Below are 14,255 nucleotides of genomic sequence, written 5' to 3'. Positions count from 1 at the left end.
CCGCCGTCAGTCTCCGTCTGCGTGTTCGAGCGGCTCGCTCTCCCAGTAGGGGTGGTCGTCGACGGTGCGGAAGCAGGCCACCGGATTCTCGTCGTCGGCGATTGCGTGCGGATCCTCGGCGGTGCAGGCCTCGCGGGCGTGGGGACACCGGGTGTGGAACCGGCAGCCAGCGGGCGGGTCGCGGGGCGAGGGGACGTCGCCGGGGAGCGCGTCGACGCGGCGGCCGTACTCGCTCGCATCGGCGCGCGGGACGCTCTCCAGGAGCGCCTGCGTGTAGGGATGTCGGGGATCCTCGAAGATGCGGTCGACGGGGCCCGTCTCGACGATCTCGCCGAGGTACATCACCGCGACGCGGTCGGAGATGTGCCGGACGACCGAGAGGTCGTGGGCGATGAAGAGGTAGGTGAGCCCCAGGTCCTCCTGGAGGTCCTCCAGCAGGTTCAGCACCTGCGCCTGGACAGAGACGTCCAGCGCCGAGACCGGTTCGTCGCAGACGATGAGGTCCGGTTCCAGCGCGAGCGCGCGAGCGATGCCGATGCGCTGGCGCTGGCCGCCGGAGAACTCGTGTGGATAGCGGTCGAACTGGTCGGCCGACAGCCCGACGCGTTCGAGCAGTTCCATCGCCCGCTCCCGGCGCTCGGCCGTCGTTCCGATATCGTGGATCCGGAGCGGTTCGGCGATTGTCTGACCGGCAGTCATCCGCGGGTCGAGGCTGGAGAAGGGGTCCTGGAAGACGATCTGGGCGCGGGTGCGAAAGTCCCGTAGTTCGGTCTCGTCCATCGCGAACACGTCGTCGCCGTCGAAGTACGCCGCGCCGTCGGTCGGGTCGCGCAGGCGCAGCAGCGTCTCGCCGGTGGTCGACTTCCCACAGCCCGACTCGCCGACGAGGCCGAGCGTCTCGCCCTGCTCGACCTCGAAGGAGACGCCGTCGACGGCGCGTACCCGGTCCGGTTCCTCGCCGAGAACGCGGTCCAGCAGGCCACCCCCGTCGACGTAGTGTTTCCGCAGGTCCTCGACGCGGAGCAGAGGATCAGTCATCGCCGGTCACCTCCTCCGGGTCGGGTGAGTCGGCGTCGTCGCCCGACGCCGGTCCGGCCGCGGCGCCGCCGTCCTCGCTATCGCCATCGAAGTAGCCCTCGGGCAGCGCCCGGGACTCGTCGTAGGAGTGGTCGGCCAGCACGCAGCGAGCGCCGTGGCCGTCGCCGCAGTCGAACTCCGGCGGGTGGTCGAGACACTCCTCCATGGCCTTCGGACACCGGTCGGCGAAGTAACACCGGTCGCCCATCTCCGCGTCCAGCAGGCTCGGGACGTTCCCCTCGATGGGGCTGAGTCGCGGCGCCGGGTCCGCCAGGTCCGGGATGGAGCCCAGCAGCCCCTTCGTGTAGGGGTGAACCGACTCGTCGAAGATTGCCTCCAGCGACCCGCGCTCGACGATTTCGCCGGCGTACATCACGCCGACCCGGTCGCACATCCGGGCGATGACGCCCAGGTTGTGGGTGATGAGCACGATGCTCATCCCGGTCTCTTCCTGCAGGTCGTCGAGCAGGTTCAGGATCTGGGCCTGGATGGTCACGTCCAGCGCCGTCGTCGGTTCGTCGGCGACCAGCAGGTCGGGTTCGCCGGCCAGCGCCTGGGCGACCATCGCCCGCTGGAGCATCCCGCCGGAGAACTGGTGGGGGTACTCGTCGGCCCGCTCGGCCGGGTCTGGAATGCCGACCTGTTCGAGCAGTTCGACTGCCCGCGACCGGCTCTCCTCGGAGACGTAGCGCCGGGACGGCAACAGGCTCCCGGCGATGAACTGGCCCAGACCGAAGCCCTGGGTCCGCGAGCGCGTCGACCGGGGGTTCGCGCTCGCGCGGCGCTGGACCTCGACGGCCTCGGCGATCTGCTCGCCGACGGTCAGCGACGGGTTGAGGCTGCTCATCGGGTCCTGGAAGATCATGCTGAACGAGGGCCCGCGTAGCGACCGGCGGATCCGCTCGGGCACGCCGCGGACGTCGACGTAGTCGCCGTCGACGGCCTCGGGGTGGTCGTCCCGGACGTCGGCGGCCAGGTCGGCGTTGCGGTACCACACCTCGCCGGCGGTCACGCGGCCGGGGGACTCGACGAGATCCATCACCGACAGCGCGGTGACGCTCTTGCCCGAGCCGGACTCGCCGACGACGCCGAACACCTCGCCGTCGCCGACGGTGAAGGAGACGTCCTCGACGGCGTTTACCTGCCCCTCCTCGGTGAAGAAACGCGTCGACAGGCCCTCGACGCGGAGCAGTTCGTCGCCCATCAGACGCCACCCCCTTCGCCCTCGATGCCGGGGTCGAGCGCGTCACGGAGCCAGTCGCCGATGAGGTTGATCCCGACGACGGCCAGCAGGATGGCGATCCCCGGAATCGTGGCGATCCACCACGACGTCGACAGGTACTGGCGACCCTGGGCGATGTCGAAGCCCCAGGAGAGGTTCGTCCCCGAGAACCCGAGGAAGGAGAGCGCGCTCTCCAGCAGGATGATGGCCGCGATCTGGATGGTCGCGAGCACGAGGATGGGCGTGATGGCGTTGGGCAGGACGTGCCGGGCGATGACGTACCCGTCGCTGGCCCCCAGCGAGCGGGCGGCCTTGACGTACTCCTCGTTGCTGACCGACAGGGCCTCGCCGCGGGCGACGCGGGCGAACCACACCCAGTTGACCAGGCCGACGACGAGGACCACCGTCCCCGGTATCACCACGTTGGGCGGCATCCCGGGTGCGAGCCCGGCTAGCACGAACGGGTCGGGTATCCGTATCACCGCCCCGCCGAAGAGGCCGACGAGCGCCACGGCCAGCACCAGTGACGGGAACGCCAGCATCACGTCGGCGCTGCGCATGAGCGCGTCGTCGACGCGACCGCCGTAGTAGCCCGCCGAGAGCCCGACCGTCACCCCCACGAGCGCCGCTATCAGGGTGCCGAGGACGCCGACGAGCAGCGACGTCCGCGCGCCGTAGATGGTTCGCGAGAGCATGTCCCGGCCGAGGGAGTCCGTCCCGAGCGGGTAGGTCGCCGTCGCGTTGACCTGTTCGGTCTCGTTGATTATCTCGATGGAGCCGTTGACCATCTGCGTCGTCGTGTTGGTCGTCTCCCGGTCGAAGCCCAGCGGCGGCAGCTGGTTCTCCTCGAGGTGCTGCTCGTGGGGGTCGTGGGGCGCCAGTATCGGCGCGAACGTCGCCACCAGGAGGATGGCGAGGACCAGCACGATACCCAGTTTCGCGAGCGCACTGCCGCGGAGTTCCTTGCGCAAGTTCCGGAGCGTTCGCGGGGAGATCATCGATGCATCACCGCGAGCGAGTCAGTCAGAGCCATCAGTCGTACACCACCTGTGGGTCGAAGCGAGCGTACAGCGCGTCGACGACGACGTTCACGACCACGAAGCCGATGCCGATGACGATGAGCGAGCCCTGGATCATCGGCCAGTCGCGGGCGTGAATCGCGTTGATCAGCGTCGTCCCCAGCCCGGGCCAGGCGAAGACGGCCTCGGTGATGACGGCACCACCGATGAGCGTCCCCAGCTGGAGGCCGACGACGGTGATGACCGGGACGAGCGTGTTCCTGAGCGCGTGCTTGTACCGGACGAGCGTCTCCGGGAGCCCCTTCGCGCGGCTGGCCCGGACGTACGTCTTGCCCAGTTCGTCGAGCATCCCGCTCCGGGTCAGTCGCGTGATGAGCGCCGTGAAGTAGGTGCCCAGCGTGATGGCCGGCAGCGTGATGTGGGCGAGCCACGTGACGAGGCCGGAGAGATCCGCCTCGGTCAGAACCATCGCGAGTGCGGGCACGAAGCCGATGCCGCGCTGGCTCGTCGGGAACAGGCCGAACTGGACCGAGAGGACGAGCACGAGCATGATCCCCAGCCAGAAGTTCGGCGTGGAGATCCCCACGAGCGAGAACAGCGTCGCGCCGTAGTCGACCGGTTCGTGGCGCCGGGTCGCGCTGATCACGCCCAGCGGAATCGACAGCACGACGGCGACGATACTGGCGGCGACGGCGAGTTCGATCGTCGCGGGGAGGCGCGCGAAGATGCGCGCGCTCGCCTCCGTGTTCGAGATGTAGGAGTAGCCCATGTCCCCCTGTGCCAGCCCCCAGAGGTACTCGGCGTACTGGACGTACAGCGGCTGGTCGAGCCCGAGTTCGGCCGCGATCTGCCGGCGCAACTCGTCGCTCGCGTCCAGGGGCGCGATGAACGTGATGGGGTCCCCCGGCGTGACGAATCGCAACAGGAAGACCACAGTCACGACTCCCCAGACGACGAACACGCCCTGCAGGGCCCGCTTGAGTAGGAACCGACCTGTCGACACCTGAAACCACCTCGCGGTCTCAGTTCGGCGACATCGCGTAGGCGTCGATGCGCTCGTCGCTCCGGGCCTGCCAGTCGACGCGGTTCGACACGCCGTAGACGCTGTACTGGCGGTTCAGGTACACCCACGGCGCCTGCTCGTGGAGTAGCTGGTTGGCCTCCTGCAGCAGCGACTCCCGTTCCTCGGCGTCGGGTTCGCTCTGGGCGTCTGCCATCACCTGGTCGACCTCCTCGTTACTGTAGGAGGTGAGCGCGCCGTCGGAAGTCAGCAGCGCCGTGATGGTCTGGCTCCCCTCGAAGGTGGCCTCGCCCCAGCCGAGCAGGTAGAAGGGCGGCGACGTCTCGATGTCGCCGTCGGTGACCTCTCCCGCCAGCGACTCGAAGTCGCGCTGGTTGACCGAACAGCTCACGTTCGACAGCTGGTTGATCTGCTCACCGACGGCCTGGGCGATCTGGACGTCGCGGAGGTACCGGCCGACGGGCGTCTGGAGCTCGATCTCGACGCCGGCGTGGCCGCTGTCCTCGACCAGCTGTTCGGCCTGGTCGGTGTCCTGGGGGTAGGGGTCGAGTTCGTCGTTGTACCCGACGAACCCCTCCAGGGTCGGCTGGCTGGTCTGGTCGCCGAACGTCTGGAGCACGTTCTGGATGATGCTCTCGAGATCGATGGCGTAGTTCATCGCCTGGCGGAACTGCTGGCTCGAGAACGGCTCGACGTCGTAGCGCATCGCACAGAACAACAGGCGCGTGCTGGCCTCGGCCGCGACGTCCGCGTTGTCCGCGTTGCGGACCCGCGAAACTTCCTGGGGCGGGACGTTGACCGCGACGTCGGTCTCGTTCTCGAGCAACTGGTTGACGCGCGTGCTGGCCTCCTCGGCGGAGCGGAACGTGAGCTCGGAGACGTCGGCGGATTCGCGCCAGTAATCCTCGTTGCGTTCGAGGACGACTTCGACGTCCTCCTCGTAGCTGGCGAGTTGGAACGGGCCGGTCCCGTTCATGTCCTGGCCGACGGTGTCCGTCTCCTCGATCCAGCTCCGCTGGACGACGTCCCCGTAGGTCGCGAACACCGAGAAGACGACGGGGTTGAATCCGTCGCTCTGGACTTCGACGGCCCGCTCGCCGTCGACGACGGATGCCCCGGTAACGCCCGCGAGCTGGTCGCTCTGGGGACTCGGCGAGAGCCCGACCTCCTCGTCGACGATGCGGTTGACGCTGTAGGCGACGTCCTCGGGCGTGAGGTCGTCGCCGTTGTGGAACTGGACGTCCTCGCGAATCTCGAACCGGACCACGCCGTCCTCGACGCGCTCGTAGCCGGTGGCGAGCTTCTCGATGACCTCGCCGGTCCGGTCGCGGGAGAGGACCCCCTCGTAGACGTGGAGCGCGACGTTGTCGGTGGGCGTGTCGCGGTGGTTGTGGGGGTCGAGCGTCGTCGGCGCCTGTCCCTGCGTGATGGTGACGGCGAACTCGCCGTCGCCGGCCTCACCGGTGCCAGTCTCGGTCTCGGTCGGGCTCCCGCCCTCGGTGTCCTCGCCGCTCGGGTCCGTCTCGGTGGCCTCGTCGTCGCCGTCGCCGGAACAGCCGGCGATGGCGGCGCTCGCGGCGGCACCACCCGCGAGCTTGACGAACGACCGTCGGTCGACTTCGTGCTCCGTAGACATATGTACCGGATCCATCGGCTACAGACAAAAAGACCGGTGGCTATCGTCGAGAAAGTTCCTTCATTGACAGTTCCCGCTCCCGGGTCCAGTGGCGGATGCCAACGCTTTTCCTCGGGTCACCCCGGGGATTATCCATGTCCGGTGACACCGGCCCCGACGGCGAAGGTCCGATGGCGTGGTGGGACGACCTGCTCGCCGACGCGGACGACCAGGTCGCGGCCTACGAGAAGGAGGGGTGGGACGCCCACGTCCTCCACCCGGGCGACGTCACTCCGCTCGACGGGGCAGAAGGGGACCGCGTCGGACTGAGCATCCTCCTCCCCGACGACGAGTACGAACGCGTCGCGCGGACGCTCGCCGCTGGGGACGCGCTCGAACGGTACGACGTCTATCGCACGACCGCCGCCGGCCACGTCGCACTGTTGCTGGCGCTCGAAACCGGCGACGAGCGGGCGTTCGTCTGCCCCGCCTACTACGCGCTCGACGACGAGGCCGTCGAGGGGCTCTTCACCGCCGCCCGGTCGGCCGGAACGCTCTCCGTCTATCTCAGACGGCTCGACGGCGCCAGCGTCGAAGTAACCCTCGACGAGCCGTCGCTGCTCGCGCCCCCTGCCGAGGAGTGACGCGAGTTCCGTATTCTGCGGCCGCCTAATCGTCGGTCCGCTCCCCGGTGGCGCCCGACTCCGACTCCTCGCGCGGCCGAAGCATCGCCGACGGAATACCCCGGAGCACGCCGCTCGGCGACCGAACCGGTGCGGATTCGCCCGGCCGCGCGGGCCCCGATTCCCGCTCCGGGTGCGCCAGCCAGGGGACGACGATGCGCGCGAACTCGAAGACGACCACGAGCACCAGCGGTCCCAGGAAGAGGCCGTACCAGCCGAACAGCAGCGGGCCGACGATGTAGGCGAGCATGATGGCGCCGACGTGGAGCGAGCGCCCGGAGACGTACGGCCGAAGCAACTGGTCGGGGATGTAGTCGATGACGACGATCGACACCCCGGCGAACAGCACGGGGAACCACGCCGTCGCCGGGTCGGTCACCAGCGAGTCGACGAGCAAGATGACGGCGATGGGAATCCAGACCAGCTTCATCCCGATCACCGGTATCAGGCTCGCCACCCCGGTGAGCAGTCCCAGTAAGACCGGCTCCGGAATCGAAACCACGTCCGGTGCGACGAGATTGAGTGCGACGTACACCACCGCACCGAGCACCCCCGTCACCATCGCGTTGAGGATGTTGCCGAAGTAGACGTTCTTCAGGTCCCGGTCGACTGCCACGAGATAGCGCTCGACGACGCTGCCCCGCGGCGCGAACGCGTCCCGGGCCCACGAGGCCGCCCTGTGGTCGTCCCGCAGCAGGTAGAAGGCGATGACGAGGACGATGAACAGCTGGAGGAGAACGTTGAACAGCAACACGAAGGTGCCCAGCAGCGTCGCGAAGACGTTTCCGACGCCGTTCCCCCCGAGGGTCGTGAGCTGTTCCGGGTCGGCGGCGGCCTGTTCGGCGGCAGCGACGAGGTCCGCCTGAAGCGTCGAGAGGTCGACGTAGGGTTCGACCATCTCGGCGAGTTCCTCGAACCCGGTCGTACTCAGGAGCTCCAGCAACCCCTGGATCGCGATGGCGGCCGTCCATCCGGTGAGGACGAGCACCGGCAGCGCGACCGTGAACAGCGAGACCACCACCGCCAGCATGCGGTTGCCGACCCGTCCATAGATCCTGTCGAACACCGGCCGGGTGACGTAGTAGGCGAACAGCCCGAGCATCACCGCGCCGACGTACTGCCACGCCACCCACAGGAAGGCCACCAGCAGCAGGAGGGCCACGACCCAGAGGACGAGTCTGTCCCGGCGAAATTCGGTGTCGAGCGAGACGCTCACCGAGACCACGCCCCGCCGGAGCCATCGCTGTTCGCCCGGTACGAGCGGAGACGGTCGGTGCGCATTCGTAGAACACCTGGCAAGACGGCCGTCCGATATCTAAGCGTTGACGCAGGCTGCGTGCCGAGTCACGACGTGTACGTACCGAACGGTGACCAGTTGCCGGCCTGGTCGGTGAGTCGTGCGGACAGCGCGCCCTGACGGCCTCCGCGGGCCCTCGGCCGCTATGCACGCCGCGCCGTGCAAGCAGCCCGCGCCAGCCGGTAGCGCGCCCGCCCGTCGAGCGAGGACGGTCCTGGAGAGACGGCAATCTGGCGCCGTCGACTGTCGGTAGGACGATCCAACAGTTCGGTACGCGAAGGTTTCCAGCTGGGCCGCTGAGACGGGGTCACTCCCGATCCATCGCGACGCCGAGAAATGACGGGTCCTCCCGCCGTTTTCAATCGGCAGTGGATCGGTACGTACTCCGCAAGCGGACGTCACCAGTCGACGAACGACCGGCCGTAACCACGTCGAAGACCAGGCGACGAATCCGGAGACGGCGGCCAGACCGGTCTCACGGTCGTGATAATCGCTACACCGAGCTAGGGACTCGTTTCCGCACGGTCCGTGACCTGGCTTCGGCTTCGCGAACGCGACGTCGCTCCGCGTCGTGCCGTCTACTCCGGTGACTGGCACGACGACGGACAGTCAGTCGCGGGTCGGGAATTAGACACTCACCGGTCCGTCAATTCGAGTGGTATCGCAGGTCAAATACCGCGACCCGAGCGCGTAACGGGCGTTACGACGAGTATCATCTGCGTATAACAAATCCGGTCCCAGTATTCCGAACTTTCCAGAGGATGGACTCCGGAGACCTCACAGACGGCGACAGGTATCGATGGTTTTCTCCCGCGGTGCGCGCGCAAACGATCGCTTTCTTGCTGGCGGTCGTGGTCGTGTTCGGCACCGCTGGGACCGCCGCCGCGGTCGGCGGCGGCTACGGCGGGGCGCCCGGCGAAACGTCGAGAGTGGCCGGGCCAGCAGTTCAGTCCGCCGCCAGCGACGACGTGGGCGCAGCGTCGGCGGAGACGGACACCAGCGGTGACGGTCCACCGACCGGCCTCGTCGACCTCGGCGAGAACCAGACCCGGTTCGACGACGAAGCGGGCGACGCGGGGTTCGGCAGATCGGTCGCGAGCGGTGACGTGAACGGCGACGGCACGAGTGACGTCGTGATCGGTGCGCCGGGTGCCAACGGGACGGGAGCGGCGTACGTGTTCTTCGGGCCAGTCGACCCGTCGACCGTCTCCGCGGCCGACGCGGACCTCGTCCTTCACGGCGAAGCGGCGGGCGACCGGGCGGGCGCGGCCGTGGCGAGCAGTGACGTCGACGGCGACGGCGTCTCCGAACTGGTCGTCGGCGCACCAGGCGCGGACGGGAACGGAGCGAACGCCGGCGCGGTCTACGTGGTCCACGGCGGCGAGTCCCTCGCCGGTGAGCGGGCGCTCTCGACGGCCGACACGACTGTCGTCGGCGACGAGGCGGGCGACCGGCTCGGCCACGCCGTGGCCGCGCGAAACGGCTCCGACGACCGGGCCAGCGTCCTGGTCGGTGCCCCGGGAACGGACGACGACCGTGGGACCGCGTACGCGTTCTCGGCGTCGACGCTCCACGATTCGGACGGTGGCACCGCCGCGGAGACGGCCGACGGGTCGTTCGTCGGTGAGGCCGACGGCGACAGAGCCGGCTGGGCCGTCGACTGGAGCGGCGACGTCACCGGTGACGGGAGGACGAACGCGCTGATCGGTGCCCCCGATCACGACGCGGACGCGCACGAGCGAGCGGGTGCGACGTACGTCGTCGAGATGCCCTCCGAGGAATCGACGAACCTCGACTCTGCCACCGGGAAGATCGTCGGTGCCGGGGCGGACGACCGCGCCGGGTTCTCGGTGGCCGGGGCCGGCGACGTCGACGGCGACGGCGTCGGCGACGTCGCTATCGGGGCGCCGTTCAACGACAGCGCCGGTGACGACGCCGGGGCCGCCTACGTCGTCGCCGGGGGCGAAGATCTCCGGGGGGCGGTCACGGTCGAACGAGCCGCCATATCGGTGTACGGCGAAGCGGCCGGCGACCACACCGGCTGGTCGGTCGCCGGCGCCGGCGACCTCGACTGTGACGAACGGGCCGACGTCGTCGTGGGAGCGCCGTACCACGACGCCGGCGGTGCGACCACTGGCGCGGCCTACCTCCTCTACGGTGGGTCCGACAGCGACGAGTTCCGGGCAGCGAAACTCGCCGGGGATTCCCCGGGTGGAGAGGCCGGGTACGACGTCTCGACCGCCGGTACCGCCGACGGAACCGACGCCGACGGCGTCCTGATCGGCGCGCCGGCCACGGGGAACGACTCCCAGGGCGGTTCGGCGTACCTCGTCTCGGGCGCGTGCGAGGCCGACCAGTCGACCGGAGACGACGACGGACCCGCCGGAACGGAGCCGTCCGAGCGGCCGAACGACGTAGACACCGAGACGGAGCGTGTCGGCGGGGACGAGGCCGGCGAGGACGGCGCCACGGGCGATACTGGCGGGGACGACCGGGACGACGCCGACGGCGACGACGGCGACGACGGCGAAGACGGCGAAGACGCCGACGGTGACGACAGCGCGGACACCCCCACTGGAACCGACGACGGTGGTAGCGACGACGGTAGTGACGAAAGGACAGACGAGGAGACCGACGGAGCCACCGAAGTCGCGGACGATGGCGGGACCGACCGGAACGTCGACGACGGGGACGCTACACCTCGCGATGCCGGCACCGAGGAAGGCGACGACGGCAGTGGCGACGAACAACGCGATGGTGACGACGAGACCGGGGCCGGCGACGAAGACCCGGGCGACGACGAGGATCTGTCGAAGTCGCCCGAGGACGACGAGGATTCGACTGAATCGCCCGGGAGCGGGACCGACGACGAGAGTGAGTCGACGCCCGACGCGGGGGAGCAGTCGAGTCAGTCCCAGCGACAGGGAATCTACGTCACCCAGAACCAGTGCCAGACCCAGACCGGTGACGGTCAGCAGGACCAGCACCAGGAACAGGGAGTCACCGTCGACCAGCACCAGGACGGCGACGGCGCCGAGTGGTACCAGTCGCAGGACATCTACGTCGACCAGAGCCAGTGTCAGTACCAGGGAACGGGGTCTAGCAACGACCAGTACCAGCGCCAGTCCCTCGTCATTCGCTTCGCCAGCCAGCGCCAGGGCGAGGGCGGAGACTGGATCCAGACCCAACGCTCGTCTGGCCGGACGAACCAGTCGCAGTCCCAGTCGCAGGACCAGGAGAGCGACGGGCAGTCCCAGCGCCAGATCCAGCAGTTCACCGTCACGTTCCTGAGCCAGGACCAGGAGGCCCCCGCCAGTGCGGACGGCGCGAGCCAGTCCCAGGAACAGACCGTCCACGTCGACCAGGACCAGGACCAGGGTCAGGACGCGGGCGTCGACCAGCGCCAGACGCAGGTCCAGCACGTCTCGGTGGTCTACGCGGGCCAGGAACAGGTCCGCAGCCACCAGCAGGGACAGTCACAGCGACAGTCGGTGAACAGCACCCAGCGACAGGCCCAGGTCCAGACCACCAACGCGACGAACCAGTCACAGAACGGGAGCGTCGCGGTCGCCCAGGGCCAGCGACAGGGTCAGAACGACTCCGACGGAGCGCAAGCGCAGAACCAGACGGTAGCGGTCGACCAGGATCAGAACCAGTCACAGAACAGTTCCCTGGTCACCCAGACCCAGCGCCAGAACCAGTCGGTCGTCGCCGCCCAGGCGGGGAACCAGTCCGGCGGGGCGAATCAGACCCAGAACCAGACGGGAAACCAGACGCAAAGCCAGAACCAGTCGGTCGAATCTGGAATCCAGCAGTCCCAGAACTACACGGATGGGAGCGGTGAGGAGACGCAGAACGCGACCTTCGACGGCGCCCAGAATCAGACCCAGAACCAGTCGGGGACGGGGACCCAGCGCCAGGAACAGTCGATCACCGCGGACCGGAACCAGAGCCAGAACCAGACCGCGAGCGACATCGAGGACGGTTCGGCGGCGAGCGCGACGAACGCGTCGATGGACAATACGACGAACGCGTCGATAGACAACTCGACGGTCGAGTCGACGGACGAAGCGACCGATGGACCGTCGAACACCCCGGCTACCGCATCGCCGGAGGGCGAACCGGGTCCACGGTCGAACAACTCGACCGAGTCCGTCGCCGCGACTGGCACGGAGACGGTGACGAACGGGTCGGAAGCCGAGACGACGTCGCCCCCGCCAGCGACAGATTCGGCCGTCGAGGCGACCGAAACGACGGTGCCGTCGGACTCGACTCCCGCGTCGGCACCGACACCGTCGGACGAACGGACGACGAGGACACCTGCCGCGACAGATGGAGTCGCTTCGACGCCGCTACCGGGCACGACTCCCGAGCAGACGCCAGCCGCGACCAGCGAGCAGACGTCGTCAGAGCGCGACACGTCGACGGAGACGCCGCTACCGACCGACACGCCGACGGCGGCAGAGACGTCGACTGCGACCGACACGCCGACGGCGGCAGAGACATCGACTGCGACCGACACGCCGACGGCGGCAGAGACGTCGACGACGACGCAGACGCCGTTACCGTCTCCCCCAGAGACACCGACGGCAGTCGTGACCCCCACGGAGACGCTGACTCCGTGGAACACGTCGACACCTGCGGGAACGGTCCCGGCTACAGACACGCCGTCCGCGACAGTCACGCCGCCGGCCACGCCCGTCGGCTCGGCGCTCTCGACGCCCTCACTCACGCGGACCGACGCGCCAGACGGAACTGCATATCCGGTGACGACGCCACCGACGTCCGTCAGACCGGCCGAGACGTCGACGGCAGCATCGACCGCACCGGGTACGGAGACGACTGGGACTGGTGGGACGGCCTGAACGCGGAACTGCGATGTTGCTCTGAATTGGTTCGTCAGCGAGCGTTAGCAGAGGGATATCCAGGCGAAGCGCGCCAGAAAAAGTTAGTAAGGTTTCATGTTTTCCCGTAACGGCCGTTACTGCTGGCGGTAACGGTCGTTACAGATCGAATTACTGATTATAACAAAACAGGTGACGGAGCAAGCACACTCCCGGTAGGGTTTCCTACTGAGAATACGATGACATCAAGAACCACAAACGCCAGGCGCCTCCTCACAGCAGCCCTCGTCCTCGTTCTGGGCTTCGGGATGCTGTTATCGGGCGTCGGAACCGTGTACGCACAGAGTGGATCGTGCCAGGAACAGATAAACGTCGTCTCGGGGAGCCAGGACTCCGTCCAGAACGCCTCGGGAGACACGAACGACCAGCAGGGGACGGCGACGGTAGACGGGGACCTGCTACAAAACCAGGATTCTGACGGCGATGGAAGCTGTCAGGCGCAGGCCCAGACCCTCTACTACCAGCAGAACCAGGAGCAGTGGGTCATCGCCGGTGAGGACAACGAACAGGCCTCCGGGCAGGGTATCGTCGTCTTCTACACCCAGAACCAGACGACGACTGGTGACGACAACGACCAGGACAGTTCCCAGAGCGGCACCGTCGGACAGGAGGAGATCCAGTACGTCATCCTCGGAGACGATAACGAGCAGGTGAACGCACAGGCCGCCGCCCAGATGCTCGAACAGTCCCAGTCCATCGGCTCCGGAACCGGGAGCGATAACGTCCAGAACGCCGAACAGGACGACAACGACGTCAGTCAGTTCCAGGTCCAGCTGTCGATCGCCGGTGACGACAACGAGCAATCGGGTGGCCAGGGCGCGGTGCAGGTGTTCACCCAGGAGCAGTCCGTCGACGACGGTGACGACAACGACCAGAACGCCGAGCAGAACGACAACGACATCGGCCAGCAGCAGGTCCAGCTGACGATTTTCGGCGACGACAACGAACAGATCGCCGATCAGAACGCCGAACAGGACTTCGACCAAGAGCAGTCCGTCGACGACGGCGACAACAACGAGCAGAACGCCGAGCAGAACGACAACGACGTCGACCAGCGGCAGGTCCAGCTCATCATCGGCGGCGACAACGTCGAGCAGGACTCGGACACCGACGCCGAGCAGTCCTCGAGCCAGGACCTCGAGATCGACGACGGTGACGACAACGAACAGGACGCCGAGAACGAACAGGACGCCGACCAGGACACGAATCAGCAGGCCGACGGCGACTTCAGCGAACAGGACGCAGACCTGGAGAGCGACCAGGAGAGCGACCAGGAAGCGTCGGTCGACGACGGTGACGACAACGAGCAGGAGTCCGACAGCGAACAAGACGGCGACCAGGACGCGAACCAGGACACGGACGGCATCGCGAACGACCAGGACGCCGAACAGGACGGTGAGCAGGAAAACGAGCAAGA

Annotated in this window: 9 protein-coding genes; 3 read left to right on the top strand and 6 right to left on the bottom strand. The window is 67.9% G+C overall.

The annotated features are described in order from the left end of the window. Positions 1-6 precede the first annotated feature (6 nt). Genes BM337_RS06865 through BM337_RS06845 form a run of 5 tightly spaced genes read right to left on the bottom strand, consistent with a single transcriptional unit; the run spans position 7 to position 5,975 of the window. A complete protein-coding gene (locus BM337_RS06865; protein WP_089815200.1) occupies positions 7-1,038 on the bottom strand; it encodes an ABC transporter ATP-binding protein in 1,032 nt (343 codons plus the stop codon). Further along, positions 1,031-2,281: an ABC transporter ATP-binding protein gene (locus tag BM337_RS06860; RefSeq protein WP_089815198.1), complete on the bottom strand. Its 1,251-nt coding sequence runs from the start codon at positions 2,279-2,281 to the stop codon at positions 1,031-1,033. Before BM337_RS06860 ends, BM337_RS06865 begins: the two co-directional genes overlap by 8 nt. Next, on the bottom strand, positions 2,281-3,297 hold the full coding sequence (locus BM337_RS06855; RefSeq protein WP_089815196.1) for an ABC transporter permease: 1,017 nt from the start codon (positions 3,295-3,297) through the stop codon (positions 2,281-2,283). Before BM337_RS06855 ends, BM337_RS06860 begins: the two co-directional genes overlap by 1 nt. A 34-nt stretch (positions 3,298-3,331) precedes the next feature. After that, positions 3,332-4,321 carry an ABC transporter permease gene (locus tag BM337_RS06850; RefSeq protein WP_089815194.1) on the bottom strand — a complete coding sequence of 330 codons (990 nt, stop codon included), beginning with the start codon at positions 4,319-4,321 and terminating at the stop codon, positions 3,332-3,334. 19 nt (positions 4,322-4,340) lie between these two features. Then, positions 4,341-5,975 (bottom strand): ABC transporter substrate-binding protein, encoded by a 1,635-nt coding sequence (locus tag BM337_RS06845; RefSeq protein ID WP_089815192.1) that lies wholly within the window; start codon positions 5,973-5,975, stop codon positions 4,341-4,343. Positions 5,976-6,109: 134 nt separating this feature from the next. On the opposite strand from BM337_RS06845, the gene BM337_RS06840 reads away from it, so the two are divergent. Continuing rightward, positions 6,110-6,598: a DUF7529 family protein gene (locus tag BM337_RS06840; RefSeq protein WP_089815190.1), complete on the top strand. Its 489-nt coding sequence runs from the start codon at positions 6,110-6,112 to the stop codon at positions 6,596-6,598. 25 nt (positions 6,599-6,623) lie between these two features. Here the strand turns inward: BM337_RS06840 and BM337_RS06835 are convergent, their stop codons facing one another. Further along, positions 6,624-7,853: an AI-2E family transporter gene (locus tag BM337_RS06835; RefSeq protein WP_143117648.1), complete on the bottom strand. Its 1,230-nt coding sequence runs from the start codon at positions 7,851-7,853 to the stop codon at positions 6,624-6,626. Positions 7,854-8,749: 896 nt separating this feature from the next. Here BM337_RS06835 and BM337_RS06830 point away from each other — a divergent pair. After that, the gene (locus tag BM337_RS06830) at positions 8,750-12,799 is read left to right on the top strand and encodes an FG-GAP repeat protein (protein ID WP_177227228.1); all 4,050 of its coding nucleotides are present in this window, start codon (positions 8,750-8,752) and stop codon (positions 12,797-12,799) included. A 218-nt stretch (positions 12,800-13,017) separates the two neighbouring features. Then, the coding region (locus BM337_RS21020) for a putative sodium/potassium/calcium exchanger (RefSeq protein ID WP_218155516.1) at positions 13,018-14,255 on the top strand (1,238 nt) is incomplete at its 3' end.

Source organism: Halomicrobium zhouii, from assembly GCF_900114435.1.
Taxonomy (GTDB): domain Archaea; phylum Halobacteriota; class Halobacteria; order Halobacteriales; family Haloarculaceae; genus Halomicrobium; species Halomicrobium zhouii.
Note: the sequence above shows the minus strand (reverse complement) of the source record. Positions and strands in the feature narration are given on the sequence as shown.